General features: G+C 60.9%; 11 protein-coding genes. 6 read left to right on the top strand and 5 right to left on the bottom strand.

Features of this window, described 5'->3' with window-relative positions:
• The first annotated feature begins 105 nt into the window (after nucleotides 1-105).
• Entirely contained in the window at nucleotides 106-948 is an 843-nt protein-coding gene (gene tauD / locus DCO47_RS13850; protein ID WP_116658283.1) for a taurine dioxygenase, read from the top strand.
• 198 nt (nucleotides 949-1,146) lie between these two features.
• Here tauD and mgrA read toward each other — a convergent pair whose 3' ends face one another.
• From mgrA to DCO47_RS13835, 3 genes are all read right to left on the bottom strand, one after another.
• On the bottom strand, nucleotides 1,147-2,184 hold the full coding sequence (mgrA, locus tag DCO47_RS13845; RefSeq protein WP_083353972.1) for an L-glyceraldehyde 3-phosphate reductase: 1,038 nt from the start codon (nucleotides 2,182-2,184) through the stop codon (nucleotides 1,147-1,149).
• Between the two features lie 72 nt (nucleotides 2,185-2,256).
• Nucleotides 2,257-3,576: an LLM class flavin-dependent oxidoreductase gene (locus DCO47_RS13840; protein WP_042608573.1), complete on the bottom strand. Its 1,320-nt coding sequence runs from the start codon at nucleotides 3,574-3,576 to the stop codon at nucleotides 2,257-2,259.
• A 1-nt stretch (nucleotide 3,577) separates the two neighbouring features.
• Nucleotides 3,578-5,803 carry a TonB-dependent receptor gene (locus DCO47_RS13835; protein WP_116658282.1) on the bottom strand — a complete coding sequence of 742 codons (2,226 nt, stop codon included), beginning with the start codon at nucleotides 5,801-5,803 and terminating at the stop codon, nucleotides 3,578-3,580.
• A gap of 201 nt (nucleotides 5,804-6,004) precedes the next feature.
• On the opposite strand from DCO47_RS13835, the gene DCO47_RS13830 reads away from it, so the two are divergent.
• Both DCO47_RS13830 and DCO47_RS13825 read left to right on the top strand, forming a co-directional pair.
• Nucleotides 6,005-7,042 carry a LacI family DNA-binding transcriptional regulator gene (locus tag DCO47_RS13830; protein ID WP_116658281.1) on the top strand — a complete coding sequence of 346 codons (1,038 nt, stop codon included), beginning with the start codon at nucleotides 6,005-6,007 and terminating at the stop codon, nucleotides 7,040-7,042.
• Between the two features lie 189 nt (nucleotides 7,043-7,231).
• Nucleotides 7,232-7,492, top strand: coding sequence for a hypothetical protein (locus DCO47_RS13825; RefSeq protein ID WP_064361662.1), 261 nt, complete (start codon nucleotides 7,232-7,234; stop codon nucleotides 7,490-7,492).
• A 24-nt stretch (nucleotides 7,493-7,516) separates the two neighbouring features.
• Here the strand turns inward: DCO47_RS13825 and betT are convergent, their stop codons facing one another.
• Both betT and epsC read right to left on the bottom strand, forming a co-directional pair.
• Nucleotides 7,517-9,478, bottom strand: coding sequence for a choline transporter BetT (gene betT, locus DCO47_RS13820; protein WP_160768576.1), 1,962 nt, complete (start codon nucleotides 9,476-9,478; stop codon nucleotides 7,517-7,519).
• 735 nt (nucleotides 9,479-10,213) lie between these two features.
• The gene (gene epsC, locus DCO47_RS13815; RefSeq protein ID WP_065615356.1) at nucleotides 10,214-11,140 is read right to left on the bottom strand and encodes a serine O-acetyltransferase EpsC; all 927 of its coding nucleotides are present in this window, start codon (nucleotides 11,138-11,140) and stop codon (nucleotides 10,214-10,216) included.
• Nucleotides 11,141-11,331: 191 nt separating this feature from the next.
• Here epsC and DCO47_RS13810 point away from each other — a divergent pair, with 191 nt between their 5' ends.
• From DCO47_RS13810 to tcyL, 3 genes are all read left to right on the top strand, one after another.
• Entirely contained in the window at nucleotides 11,332-12,324 is a 993-nt protein-coding gene (locus DCO47_RS13810) for a D-cysteine desulfhydrase (RefSeq protein ID WP_064361600.1), read from the top strand.
• A gap of 216 nt (nucleotides 12,325-12,540) precedes the next feature.
• Nucleotides 12,541-13,341, top strand: a complete 801-nt coding sequence (tcyJ, locus tag DCO47_RS13805; protein ID WP_042608567.1) for a cystine ABC transporter substrate-binding protein — start codon at nucleotides 12,541-12,543, stop codon at nucleotides 13,339-13,341.
• The gene (gene tcyL, locus DCO47_RS13800; protein ID WP_042608566.1) at nucleotides 13,341-14,006 is read left to right on the top strand and encodes a cystine ABC transporter permease; all 666 of its coding nucleotides are present in this window, start codon (nucleotides 13,341-13,343) and stop codon (nucleotides 14,004-14,006) included. Before tcyJ ends, tcyL begins: the two co-directional genes overlap by 1 nt.
• Nucleotides 14,007-14,008 lie beyond the last annotated feature (2 nt).

Raw genomic sequence — 14,008 nt, 5'->3', positions numbered from 1 at the left:
AAGGCTGCGATCTTTTGATCTCGTTTTTAAAAAGATCAAGATCAAAAGATCGCAGCCTTCGGCAGCTCCTACATAGGGTGATGACCGCAATTGAAGAGAAAGACCATGAGCACCCTCAATATCACCCCGTTAAGCTCGGCCCTCGGCGCGCAGATCAGCGGCGTCGACATCAGCCAGCCGCTGAGCCTGGAAGACCGCGACGCCATCGAACAGGCGTTGCTCAAATATCAGGTGCTGTTCTTCCGTAACCAGCCGATCGAGCCGGCGCAGCAGGCACGTTTCGCGCATTATTTCGGCGACCTGCACATTCATCCGATCTACCCGAACGTGCCGGAGCAACCGGAAGTACTGATCCTCGATACCGCCGTCACCGACGTGCGCGACAACGCGATCTGGCACACCGACGTGACCTTCCTGCCGACGCCGGCGATGGGCGCCGTGCTCAGCGCCAAGTTGCTGCCGGAATTCGGTGGCGACACTTTGTGGGCGAGCGGTATCGCCGCGTATGAAGCGTTGTCGGCACCGATGAAAACCCTGCTCGAAGGGCTGACGGCGACCCATGATTTCACCCGGTCGTTTCCCCTGGAGCGCTACGGCAATACCCCGGAGGCGCTGGCGCAGTGGGAAGAGGCGCGGCGCAAGAATCCACCGCTGTCGCACCCGGTGATTCGCACGCACCCGGTGAGCGGACGGCGCTCGCTGTTCGTCAGTGAAGGGTTTACCTCGAAGATCAACGAACTCTCGGAAACCGAGAGCGAGGCGATTCTTAAGTTTCTGTTTGCCCATGCGACCCGACCGGAATTCACCATTCGCTGGCGCTGGCAGAAAGACGACATTGCGTTCTGGGATAACCGCGTGACCCAGCATTACGCAGTAGACGACTACCGCCCGGCGCGGCGGGTGATGCAGCGGGCGACGGTGTTGGGGGATGTGCCGTTTTTTCGCTGAGCCCTGAACAGCAAAAGCCCCTCACCCTAACCCTCTCCCGGAGGGAGAAGGGACTGAATGGGGGATGCTTTAGAGGTACGCCGACCTGATATTGCTTTGCTGAATCCATAATCGACTCGTTTTTTCAGGTCGATGTATGGCGACAGACACCTCGGTCGACTCCCTCTCCCTCTGGGAGAGGGCTGGGGTGAGGGTCGCTTATTCCGCCGTCGAAGGCTTCTCCCAAAGATTGATCCCGCCCTCCTGGGCAAACCGATCGATCTCCGCCAGCTCTTCAGCACTAAAACTCAAATTCTTCAACGCCCCAACGTTCTCGATAATCTGCTCCGGCCGGCTCGCACCAATCAGCGCAGAAGTCACCCGTGGGTCGCGCAGCGTCCACGCCAGCGCCAGTTGCGCCAGGCTCTGGCCGCGACGCTGGGCGATCTCGTTCAATGCGCGCACATGGGCGATGTTGGCCTCGGACAAATGCGACGCCTGCAACGAACCGCCGCCCGGACGATTGACCCGTGCATCGGCCGGCACGCCGTTGAGGTATTTGTCGGTGAGCAAGCCCTGCGCCAGCGGCGTGAAGGCGATGACGCCCGTGCCGAGCTCATCGGTGGTATCGAGCAGATCCTTTTCCACCCAGCGATTGAGCAGGTTGTACGCCGGTTGATGAATCAGCAGCGGCACTTTCCACTCTTTCAGCAACGCGGCCATCTCGCGGGTTTTCACTCCCGAATAGGACGAGATACCGATGTACAGCGCCTTGCCCTGCTGTACAGCCGTGGCGAGGGCGCTGGCGGTCTCTTCCAGCGGGGTATCCGGGTCGAAGCGGTGCGAGTAGAAGATATCCACATAGTCCAGACCGAGGCGTTGCAGACTCTGGTCGAGGCTGGCCAGCACGTATTTGCGCGAGCCACCGCCCTGGCCGTAAGGGCCGGGCCACATGTCCCAGCCGGCCTTGCTGGAGATGATCAGTTCGTCACGGTAATGCTTGAAGTCTTCGCGCAGCAGGCGCCCGAAATTGATCTCGGCGCTGCCGTACGGCGGGCCGTAGTTGTTGGCCAGATCGAAATGGTTGATGCCCAGATCGAACGCCGTGCGCAGCAAGGCGCGCTGGGTGTCGATCGGTGTGCTGTCGCCAAAGTTGTGCCACAGGCCCAGTGACAGTGCCGGCAGCACCAGACCGCTGCGGCCGACGCGGCGGTAGGGGATGGAGTCATAGCGGTTTTCGGCAGCGGTGTAGGTCATCGAATCCTCTCTTGTCTGTCTTGAAATGGGTGTCGATTGCTCGTGTGGGAGCGAGCCTGCTCGCGAAGGCTGTTACGCAAATCTATTGCCGGGTCGAGTCAGGCCCAGATTCTGCCGCAACGTGCGGCCTTCATATTCAGTTCTGAACAAGCCACGCCTTTGCAGTTCCGGCACCACGCCTTTGGCGAAATCTTCGAGCCCGCCCGGCAGGTGCGGTACCAGCACGTTGAAGCCGTCCGCCGCGCCTTGCTCGAACCACTCCTGCAGGCGATCGGCAATCTGTGCCGGCGTACCGACCAGGCTGTAATGCCCGCGCCCGCCGGCGATCCTGCGACCGAGTCCGGCAAGGGTCAGGTTCTCCCGACCCGCCAGTTCGGTCAGCAGTTTCTGTCGACTCTGCTGACCGCTGTCAGTCAGCGGCAACTCTGGCAATGGCCCGTCCAGCGGGTACTTCGATAAATCGAAGTTGCCCAGCATACGCCCAAGCAGCGCAACGCCCACCTCGGGTTCGACCAATTGCTGAAACGTTTCACATTTCTCCTGCGCTTCAGCCTCACTGGCACCGACCACCACAAAAACGCCAGGCATGATTTTCAGCGAATCGGCACTGCGTCCGAACCTGGGCAAGCGTCCCTTGATATCGGCGTAAAACGCCTGAGCGGCGGCCAGCGAAGTCTGTGCGGTGAACACCACTTCAGCGGTTTGCGCGGCCAGCTCACGCCCGGCTTCGGAAGATCCGGCCTGGACAATTACCGGCTGCCCCTGTGGCGAGCGCGCGACATTCAGCGGGCCTTTGACCCGGAAATGCTCACCCACATGATCGAGCACGTGCAGCTTCTGCGGGTCGTAATAGGCGCCGCTGGCCTTGTCGCGGTGGAAGGCATCGTCCTCCCAACTGTCCCAGAGCCCGGTAACCACTTGATGAAATTCGCGGGCGCGGCTGTAGCGTTCGGCATGGCCGATGTGTGCGTCGCGGCCGAAATTCAGCGCCTCGGCGGCGTTGTCCGAAGTCACCAGATTCCATCCGGCACGTCCGCCCGACAAATGATCGAGCGAGGCGAACTTGCGCGCCACGTGGTACGGCTCGTTGTAACTGGTGGTGGCCGTGGCGATCAGGCCGATGTGCTCGGTCACCGCGCTCAGTGCCGAGAGCAACGTCAGCGGCTCGAAGTGATCGGAGCGCGCCATGCGGCTGGCGATGTCCTGGGTCGGTGCGGCGACGCTGTCGGCGACAAACAGCGCATCGAACTTCGCCGCTTCGGCGGTTTGCGCCAGACGTTTGTAATGGGCGAAATCCAGCCCCGCATCCGCCGGCACATCCGGGTGCCGCCACGCTGCCACGTGGTGCCCGGTGGCCATGAGAAACGCACCGAGTTTCATCTGTCGGCTCATCTCAGAAATCCTTGCGCAGTTGCACGCCAAAGTAGCGTTCGTCATCGCGCGGCACGGCGCGATAGATGTAGCTGCCGCCACTGGCCAGCAACGGCGAATAGGACTTGTCAGCGAGGTTCTTGCCGAGCAGGGCGACGCGCCAGCCATTGCTGTAATCGGCCAGGGCGAGACTGGCGTTCCACAGCCCATAGGCGCCCTGTTTGGTATCGGGGTTCTGGCTGATGTCGTACTGCACTTCGCTCTGCCAGCTGTAATCGGTGCCCAATTCAATATCGAGGCCATTGTCCAGGGGGATTGTGTAGTCGGCGCGCACGTAGCTTTTCCAGTCCGGGCTGAACGGCAGTGGTTTGCCGTTGACGTTGCACGACGCCGCCGCCCCGGCCGGGCAGGCGAATTCGTCGATGCGTGCGCGGGTGTAGGCCAAGGCGCCGGAGAACTTCAGTTGCTGGCTGGCTTGCAGGGCGTAATCGAGTTCGACGCCTTCGCTGGTGACGCTGCCGGCGTTGATCAAGCGCGTCACCACTTGCCCGGCGACGGTGTCGAAAAAGTTCGCCTGATAGTTGTCGTACTCGCTGTGGAAGATCGCCAGGTTGGTGGTCAGGCGATTGTTCCAGGAGGTAGCTTTGATCCCAGCCTCCCAGGTGTTTGAAGTCTCCGGTTTCAGTGCTTCGGTATCGCGCGGTTGCATGTTGAAGAACACGTTGTAGGCCGGGCCTTTGTAACCGCGCGAATAGGTCAGGTAAGTGGTGACGGTATCGCTCAGGTCGTACTGCAAGCCGAGGCGACCGGACCAGCCGTCTTCGTCCACCGAGCCTGAACTGCTTGTCGCGGGTTGAATGCCGCTGACCGTGGTGGCCGAGGTTGAAACGCGTCGGTGATCGTATTCGAGATCATCGTGGGTATAGCGCAGGCCGGCGATGCCACGAAAGTCCGAAGTGAAGCTCAGCGTGCTCTCGCCAAACACCGCGTAGCTGTCGCTGGTGGTGCTGTAATCGGCGACGCCACGGTCGGTGCGAGTGGGGGTGGTCAGGGTGCGCCGGTAGGTCTCGTCGTCCTTGCCGTGCATGTAGAACAGGCCGCCGACGTACTCGAGAAACTCGCCTTTCGGTGAGGCCAGACGCAACTCTTGCGAGTATTGGTCGAAGGCCAGATCGCCCTTGTCTGCGGTGCCGGGAAACGCGGCGGTGACGGTGCCGAGGCGATCGCCATCCTGATACTGGGTGTTGTCCCAGCCACGCCACGCCGTGATCGACGTCAGCGTGTAATCACCCAGTTGCCAGTCAAGCTGGCCGGACAGGCCTTTGTTGATGTCTTCGATGTGAGAGCGGGTATCGGTGTTGATATCGCGGTTGTGGCTGGTGGCATTCACCGGGCTCAGCGCGTTGGCGAAGGCCGGCGTCAGCGCTTGACTGACGACGCCATTGGGCGCGTCGTCGTGGGACTGCATGTAGTCAGCGATCAGGGTGAAGGTGATGTCGTCGTTCGGGGTGAATTCGAGTTTGCCGCGCACGCCGCGATGGTTGTAGCCGTTCACTTCATGGCCGTTGTGCTGATTGTCGACGTTGCCGTCGTACGTGCCGAACAAGGTGCTGATCGAGCCCTTCAGCGTATCCGGAATGAGGCTGCCGCCGAGGCCGAAACGGGTGCGGCTTTCGTTGCCGCTGTAGTACGACTGATCGATGTAGCCGTGGGTCTCGGCGGTCGGTGCTTTGCTGGTGATGTTGAGTACACCGGCCGAGGCATTCTTGCCGAACAGCGTGCCTTGCGGGCCGCGCAGCACCTCCACGCGCTCAAGATCGAGCAGATCCAGCGTGGCCTGACCGGGCCGCGCATACACCACGCCATCGATCACCGTCGCCACGGTCGGCTCGACCCCGGGCGAGGTGGAAATGGTGCCGACGCCGCGCACGAATAACGAGGTGTCCTTGTTCGAGGCGCCGGTGCGGAAGTTCAACGAAGGCACTTGCTGAACGATGTTCGCCACGCCGTTGCGGTTGTCGCGTTCGAGCTGTTCGCCGTCGAGCACCGAAACTGCCACCGGTACTTTCTGCAGCGACTCTTCCCGGCGAGTCGCGGTCACCGTGACGGATTTCAGCGTCGGTTCCTGATCGCTGCTGTCAGCGGCAAACGCGGTGGGCAGCGGCAGCGCCGCCAGCCCGGTGAAAATCCAGCCCGCCGCGCGAATCGACTGCGTCAGTGTGTGTGTTGCCCCAGGAAAATTGCGCATAGGTATCCGCTCGAAAATGGCCCTGAACCACTGCCGTTCTGCGACGACAGCGCCTGAATCTGTCTTGGGCATTCGCTCGCGCGAGTAGCAGACAACGCGCTTTGTTAGCGCTAACATCGCCAGTATTGGCACCTCGGCATAGAGCGTCCAATACTGAAAAATTACTTTTATATGCGATTTGGTTTTTACAAGGATCGAGCCTTGAGCGACGAGAAAACGCGCAAACGCCGAGGCGCCGGCCGAGTCACGCTGAATGCCGTGGCGCGTGCGGCCGGGGTGTCGGCGATTACCGTCTCGCGGTATTTCAATCAGCCCGAACAGGTTTCGCCTGAGCGTCGCGAGCGCATTGCGGCAGTGGTCGCCGAGTTGGGCTACGTGCCGAATCTGGTGGCGGGCGGCCTGGCCTCGGCGCGCGGGAAAATTGTCGGCATGGTCATTCCGAACATCTCCGGGCCGATCTTTGCCAACACGATCCAGGGCTTCAGCGACACCCTCAGTCGACACGGTTATCAGCTGTTGCTGGCGTCGAGTTATTTCGATATCGAGCAGGAAGAAAATGCCGTGCGCGCGTTTCTCGGCTGGTCGCCGGCAGCGCTGGTGCTGACCAGCCACTTCCACAGCGCAGGTACCGAGAAGATGCTCGCCGAGGCGGATATCCCGGTCATCGAAACCTGGGATTACCAGCCGGAACGCGGGCCGATGCAGATTGGCTTTTCGCATTTCGAAGTGGGCGTGACGGCGGCAAGGCATCTGCTGGAAAAAGGCTACCAACGCATCGCCTTCGTGCAAAACAGCGCGCCGGGGGACTTCAGTGCCTTGGAGCGCCGCGATGGTTATGCCGCCACTCTGCGAGGCGCAGGGAGGGAGCCATGGTTCTTCGCCCCGGACGCCGACCGCGCACCGTTCGACGCCGGCAAGCAAGCGATGGAAGCCTTGATGAACGCCTCACCACGCCCCGACGCGATCATCTTCGCCAACGACAACCTCGCCGCCGGCGGCCTGCTCGCCGGGCAACGCGCCGGTTTGAAAATTCCCGAAGACTGCGCCGTTCTCGGCTTCGGTGATTACCCGTTCGCCGAGATGCTGTTGCCCAGCCTGAGCACGATCAAACCACCGGCACTGGAGATCGGTGTACTCGCCGCGACACGCGTGCTGGAAAGCCTTGGCGTGTTGCCGAGCGACGAAGTGCAGCGGCTGAATCTGCTGCAGTGCCAAGTGATCGAGCGCGAAAGCATCTGATGAATATGGCGGGGGCTGGATTGGCTATGCTCTAGAGGAGAACCTGGTGGCCCTATCGCGAGCAGGCTCACTCCTACAGGGAATGGGGTTGGCCACAGGATTTGTGGGCAGCCGCGACCCACTGTAGGAGTGAGCCTGCTCGCGAAGGCGGCCGATCAGGCAACACCCATCCACCAGGCCAAACCTGCCATGCACACCGCTATCATCATCTTCTTCGGCCTGGTCCTGCTCGCGCTGATGCTTTACATCGGCGAGCACATCGGCTTCAGCCGCCACACGCTGGCCTACGCTTTCGCAGCGCTGTGGCTGGCGTTGACGCTGATCAACGGGGCGGTCGGCGTGGTGCATGCGGGGCAGCCGTTGGGGACGGAGATTGCGATTGGCAGTGCGGTGTTCGGCGTGCCGGTGGCGGCGATGGTGTTGTTCATGGTGCTGAGCGCCGAGGCGTGAAACGTCCCGGCGCTCAGTGGCCATTCAACGCACCAGGTGGAGGAACTGCATGTGCCGTTCGTATTGGTCGAGGATGTCGTTGATGATCTGCTCTTTGGTGTAGCCGACCAGATCGTAGTCCTGACTGCCCTCACTCAAGTGCACTTCGGCGCGGTAGTAGCGGCGATTGTTGAGTTGCTTGGAGCCCATGCCGCCACGCGCGAACGATGGTGTGAAGTAGCCGCGCATCTGCACCTGATAGATGAACGGATGCTGTTCGCCATGGCCGATCTCCAGGCTGACGTTGTCATGCGCCGGATCCGGCTGAGTGACTACGTGCAGACCTTTTTCGACAAACACGGCGGTCACTTCCTCGATCGCCGGACGTACCGTGCTTTCCATGAAGCGGTACACCTCGTCGCGGGACGGGAAGTGCACGGCCTGACTCAGGCGCTGTCGCCAGCCGCCGGTGCCGCGCCGCGAACCGGAGACCGGCGCCAGCGAATGCAGCTGCGCGATCTGCTTCTGCGATTCCAGATAGAACGCCTTGTGCAGACCCCACATCATCAGCAGCAGGATCAGCGAGAACGGCAACGAGGTCAGCACCACCGCTGACTTCAGCGCATCGATGCTGCCGGAGAACAGCAGCGCACTGGTGATCAGCGCGGTCATCGCGCCCCAGAACACCCGCAGCCATTTCGGCCCGTCTTCATCCGGGTTGCCGCCCTTGGCCGACAGCGTCGAGAGCACCACGGTGCCGGAGTCCGCCGAGGTGACGAAGAACACGAAGCTGATGAACACCGTCACGGCGATAACGGTTTTGCTCCACGGGTAGGTTTCCAGCAGCAGATAAATGCTCATCGACGGATTGTCGATGGCGGACATGCCCAGCGCGCTCATGCCGTGATTAAGCACTTGGTCCAAGGCGCTGTTGCCGAAGATCGACATCCACGCCAGGGTAAAACCGAGCGGGATCAACAATACGCCGAAGACGAATTCACGGATGGTCCGGCCACGGGAAATCCGCGCGATGAACAGGCCCACGAACGGCGACCATGCAATCCACCAGGCCCAGTAGAACACTGTCCAGCCACCCAGCCAGTCGCTCGGTTTGTCGTAGGCGTAGAGGTCGAAACTTTTCATCGGCAACGCGCCGAGGTAGTCGCCGACGTTCTGGATCAAGGTATTGAGCAAGTGCTGCGTCGGTCCGGCGAACAGCACGAACAGCAGCAGTCCGCAGGCGAGCAGCATGTTGATGTCGGACATCACCCGTACGCCCTTGTCGACGCCGGAGACCGCAACGATGATCGCCGCGCCCATCATCAACGTGATCAGCCCGACCTGGATCCACTGGGTGTGGGCGATGCCGAACAGGTAGTCCAGACCGGAATTGAGATGCAGCACACCGAAGCCCATGTCCGCACCGAGGCCGAACACCGTGGCGATGATGCCGAAGCCGTCCACCGCGTAGCCGATCGGGCCATTGATGCGTTTGCCGATCAGCGGGTAGAGCGCCGAACGCAGGGCGAGCGGCAGGTTGTGGCGATAAGCGAAATACGCCAGCGCCATGCCGACAAAGGCGAACACGCCCCAGCCATGCAGGCCCCAGTGCAGGAACAGAATCTGCATCGCCTGGCGCGCAGCATCGGCGGTACCGGCCTCGCCCTGCGGCGGCTGGAGCATGTGCGTCAGCGGTTCGGAGACGCAGAAGAAGAACAGGGTGATGCTGATCCCGGCGGCGAACAGCATGCCGGCCCAGGACAGGTAACTGAATTCGGGCTCGTCGTGGTCGGCACCGAGTTTTATCTTGCCGTAGCCGGATAAGGCGGTGACCACCACGAAGACCAGATACAGAGTCATCGCGAGCATGTAGTACCAGCCGACCGTGTTGGCCGCCCAGTTTTGCGCTTCCAGCAACCAGGCGCCGGCCTGTTCAGGTATGGCGATGACGACAAGGCCAAACAGCAGAATCACCGTCGCGGCGAAGTAGAACACCGGCGGATTCATGCGCACCAGACCGCTGGCGGGGGTAGACGATGCACTCATGAAACGTGCACCTCGATGGGTTGAAACGTGGCTGAAATGATCGGACTCAGCAAAGGCAAGCCTCCTGTTGTGAGCGGGCAGCGAACCACCGGTTTAACTTGAATGAACGTTCAAGTTAAACATGAATGGGGTGGTAAGGACTAATCGCCGGGCTGGGCGGTAGGTTTCCTACAGCGCCCGAGGAGGTGTATGACGCGGTTTTTGTGAGATTCGTTCACTGCGCCAAGCAAGAATCAAAAGCCCCTCACCCTAACCCTCTCCCAGAGGGAGAGGGGACTGATTGGGGGATGTTCAGAATGTCCGCCAACCTGAAAAAACCGTGCCGAATCCATAATCGACTCGGCATTACAGGTCGGTGTATGACGCAAGATTACCTCGGTCACCCCCTCTCCCTCAGGGAGAGGGGACTGATTGGGGGATGTTCAGAATGTGCGCCAACCTGAGGAAACCGTGCCGAATCCATAATCGACTCGGCATTTCAGGTCGGTGTATGACGCAAGATTACCTCGGTCACCCCCTCTCCCTCAGGGAGAGGGGACTGATTGGGGGATGTTCAGAATGTGCGCCAACCTGAGGAAACCGTGCCGAATCCATAATCGACCCGGTATTTCAGGTCGATGTATGACGCATAACACCTCGGTCGGCCCCCTCTCCCTCCGGGAGAGGGCTGGGGTGAGGGGAAAAGGATTCCACGGCCTACTTCTGCGTCCCGTCATCATGCTGCAGATTCGCCTGGGTCAGATTCGCCCCCGCCGGTACGCTGCGTGTCAGCCACACGTTGCCGCCGATGGTCGATCCCTTGCCGATAGTGATTCGCCCGAGAATCGTCGCCCCGGCGTAAATCACCACATCGTCTTCCACGATCGGGTGGCGCGGATGGCCCTTCTGCAACTGGCCGTCCTCATCCGCGGGGAAGCGCTTGGCACCCAGGGTCACCGCCTGATAAATGCGCACTCGCTCGCCGATGATCGCGGTTTCGCCAATCACCACACCGGTGCCGTGATCAATGAAGAAACTGCGACCGATCTGCGCGCCCGGGTGAATGTCGATGCCCGTCGCCGAGTGGGCAATTTCCGCGCTGATCCGCGCCAGCAGCGGCAGCCCGGCACGATACAGGTGGTGCGCCAGACGATGGTGAATCACCGCGAGAATGCCCGGATAGCACAGCAGCACTTCATCAACGCTGCGTGCCGCCGGATCGCCGTGGTACGCCGCCAGCACGTCGGTGTCGAGCAGCGCGCGCAGACCCGGCAAGGCCAAGGCAAAATCCTGCACGATCCGAATGGCCCGGGCCTCGACTTCACTGTCGTCCTGCGCGCTGTGGCGAGCGACGTAACGCAACTCCAGGCGTGTCTGCGCCAGCAAGGCATTCAGTGCTACATCAAGGGTGTGACCAACGTAGAAATCTTCACTTTCCTCACGCAGGTCCACCGGACCCAGACGCATCGGAAACAACGCGCCGCACAGCGCCTCGAGGATTTCCGCCATCGCCGCCCGCGACGGCAACTCGCGCCCACCCTGCTCTCCGGATGCCCGGCCATTCTGTGCACGCCACTGATCCCGCGCGCTGCGCAGCTGGCTGACGATGGTCTGCAATTGCCAATGGCTGGAACGCTCGCTCACGGTGAAGTCTCCTCACGGGGCGGCCGGACTGTCTGGCCGCGTCAACGGCGCCTACTTTACGGCATGCCTTTGCCAACGAATTAAGAACCGATAGTGCTGGCTTCAGTCCATTTGGCTATAAGCGATTGGCGGTTGCCCGGGCAAAAGCGCGTGCCTATAGTCCATTCATTCTTCTGCGCCAGTACGGACCCATGATCAAACCACAGCTGCAACGCTTTCCCCGTCTTGAACTGCTGAGCCATCCCACACCCTTGGAAAAACTCGAACGCCTGTCGAGCTGGCTTGGCCGCGAGGTGTACATCAAGCGTGATGACCTGACGCCGCTGGCGATGGGCGGCAACAAACTGCGCAAACTTGAATACCTCGGCGCCGATGCGCTGGCACAAGGCGCCGACACGCTGATTACCGCAGGCGCGCTGCAATCGAACCACGTGCGCCAGACCGCTGCACTGGCGGCGAAACTCGGCCTGGGCTGCGTGGCGCTGCTGGAGAACCCGCTGGGCACTGACGACAGCAATTACACCGGCAACGGCAATCGTCTGCTGCTGGATCTGTTCGACACCAGGGTCGAACTGGTCGACAACCTCGACAATGCTGACGAACAACTGGCCGCCCTCGCCGCGCGCCTGCGCAGCAACGGCAAGAAGCCGTATCTGGTACCGATTGGCGGGTCCAATGCGCTCGGTGCCCTGGGTTACGTGCGTGCCGGACTGGAACTGGCTGAGCAGATCAGGGACAGCGGCATCGAATTCGCCGCAGTGGTACTGGCCTCCGGCAGTGCCGGAACTCACAGTGGTCTCGGACTGGCGCTGAGTGAGGCGCTGCCGCAATTGCCAGTGATTGGTGTGACGGTTTCGCGCAGTGAAGAAGATCAGCGGCCGAAGGTCCAGGGTCTGGCTGAACGCACCGCTGAGCTGCTGGGCATCGAGTTGCCGACCAGCTTCAAGGTCGAGCTGTGGGACGAGTATTTCGGCCCGCGTTACGGCGAACCCAATGCCGGGACTTTGGCGGCGGTGAAACTGTTGGCCGCTCAGGAGGGTCTGTTGCTTGACCCCGTGTACACCGGCAAGGCCATGGCCGGCCTGTTAGACGGGATCGGCCGGCAGCGCTTCGATGACGGCCCGATCATCTTCCTGCACACCGGTGGGGCGCCGGCGTTGTTTGCCTACAAGGATTTTCTGTAAGAGCAGATCTTTTAAAAAACATGCATATTCCTTAAATGAATAACAGTTTCCATATTAAGTATTTTCAAGTCTAAAACAGACATCTTATAGTCTCGCCGCAGGCGAATTTCGGGCGAGACGCTTAAGCTGCTTTAAGGCAGGATAGCGCTGTCGTCCAAATCACCCATTTGCCTACATTCCTTAAGCGTCTTCCATAAGAAAACACAGGGGCTTGTCATGAATTTTTCCGCACTACGTCGCACTCTGCTGGTCGGTTCGCTGGGTCTGGCGCTGGGCGCCGGCCTGATCGGTCAGGCAGTGGCCGGTGAGCAGTTGCAACAGATCAAGGACAAAGGCGTTCTCAACGTCGGCCTGGAAGGTACTTATCCGCCGTTCAGCTTCGTCGACGAGAACGGCAAGCTGTCCGGTTTCGAAGTCGAGCTCTCCGAAGCGCTGGCGCAAAAACTCGGGGTCAAGGCCAAGATCCAGCCGACCAAATGGGACGGCATCCTCGCTGCGCTGGAATCCAAGCGTCTGGACCTCGTTGTCAATCAGGTGACCATCTCCGACGAGCGCAAGAAGAAGTATGATTTCTCCGAACCCTACACTGTCTCCGGCATTCAGGCCCTCGTGCTGAAAAGCAAAGAGTCGGCGCTGAATATCAAGACCGCCGCTGACCTGTCCGGCAAGAAAGTCGGTGTCGGCCTGGGCACCAACTACGAGCAGTGGGTTCGCGCCAACGTGCCTGGTGCTGACGTGCGCACCTACGATGATGATCCGACCAAGTTCGCCGACCTCAACAACGGTCGTACCGATGCCATCCTGATCGACCGTCTGGCTGCACTCGAATACGCCAAGAAAGCCCCGAAAACCGTGGCTGCCGGTGAGGCCTTCTCCCGTCAGGAATCCGGTATCGCCCTGCGCAAAGGCGAGCCTGAACTGCTGGCTGCGGTGAACAAGGCGCTGGACGAACTGCGTGCCGACGGCACCCTTGAGAAACTGTCGAAGAAATACTTCAACGCAGACGTCACTAAATAATGGAAGAGGCTTTCCAACTCGCGCTGGATTCCGCGCCCTTCCTGTTGAAGGGCGCGTACTACACGGTAGTTCTCAGCCTCGGCGGGATGTTCTTCGGTCTGCTGCTGGGCTTCGGCCTGGCACTGATGCGCCTGTCGCGCTTCAAATCGGTCAGTTGGCTGGCCCGCATCTACGTGTCGTTCTTCCGCGGCACGCCGTTGCTGGTGCAATTGTTCGTGATCTATTACGGCCTGCCGCAACTGGGCATGGAGCTTGATCCGCTGCCGGCGGCACTGATCGGCTTTTCGCTGAACATGGCCGCCTACGCCTGTGAAATCCTGCGTGCCGCGATCGGTTCGATCGAACGCGGTCAGTGGGAAGCTGCTGCGAGTATCGGCATGACCCGCGCGCAGACCTTGCGGCGGGCCATCCTGCCGCAAGCGATGCGCACGGCATTGCCGCCGCTGGGCAACAGCTTCATTTCGCTGGTCAAGGACACGGCGCTGGCCGCCACCATCCAGGTGCCGGAACTGTTCCGTCAGGCGCAGCTGATTACCGCCCGGACTTTCGAAGTCTTCACCATGTATCTTGCCGCTGCGCTGATCTACTGGATTCTGGCCACAGTGCTTTCGCACTTCCAGAACAAGTTGGAAGAGCGGGTCAATCGGCATGACCAGGAGTCCTGACC

The sequence above is a fragment of the Pseudomonas sp. NDM genome, from assembly GCF_003105095.1.
Taxonomy (GTDB): Bacteria; Pseudomonadota; Gammaproteobacteria; order Pseudomonadales; family Pseudomonadaceae; genus Aquipseudomonas; species Aquipseudomonas moraviensis_A.
This window is presented reverse-complemented; position numbering and strand designations above follow the sequence as displayed.

What these genes read in the sequence shown, in the direction of transcription:
- mgrA (WP_083353972.1), bottom strand. Translation starts at nt 2,184, where the DNA reads ATGACCTACACCGCTGCCGAAAACCGCTATGACTCCATCCCCTACCGC.
- tcyJ (WP_042608567.1), top strand. Translation starts at nt 12,541, where the DNA reads ATGAATTTTTCCGCACTACGTCGCACTCTGCTGGTCGGTTCGCTGGGT.
- DCO47_RS13835 (WP_116658282.1), bottom strand. Translation starts at nt 5,803, where the DNA reads ATGCGCAATTTTCCTGGGGCAACACACACACTGACGCAGTCGATTCGC.
- DCO47_RS13825 (WP_064361662.1), top strand. Translation starts at nt 7,232, where the DNA reads ATGCACACCGCTATCATCATCTTCTTCGGCCTGGTCCTGCTCGCGCTG.
- tauD (WP_116658283.1), top strand. Translation starts at nt 106, where the DNA reads ATGAGCACCCTCAATATCACCCCGTTAAGCTCGGCCCTCGGCGCGCAG.
- tcyL (WP_042608566.1), top strand. Translation starts at nt 13,341, where the DNA reads ATGGAAGAGGCTTTCCAACTCGCGCTGGATTCCGCGCCCTTCCTGTTG.
- DCO47_RS13840 (WP_042608573.1), bottom strand. Translation starts at nt 3,576, where the DNA reads ATGAGCCGACAGATGAAACTCGGTGCGTTTCTCATGGCCACCGGGCAC.
- betT (WP_160768576.1), bottom strand. Translation starts at nt 9,478, where the DNA reads ATGAATCCGCCGGTGTTCTACTTCGCCGCGACGGTGATTCTGCTGTTT.
- DCO47_RS13810 (WP_064361600.1), top strand. Translation starts at nt 11,332, where the DNA reads ATGATCAAACCACAGCTGCAACGCTTTCCCCGTCTTGAACTGCTGAGC.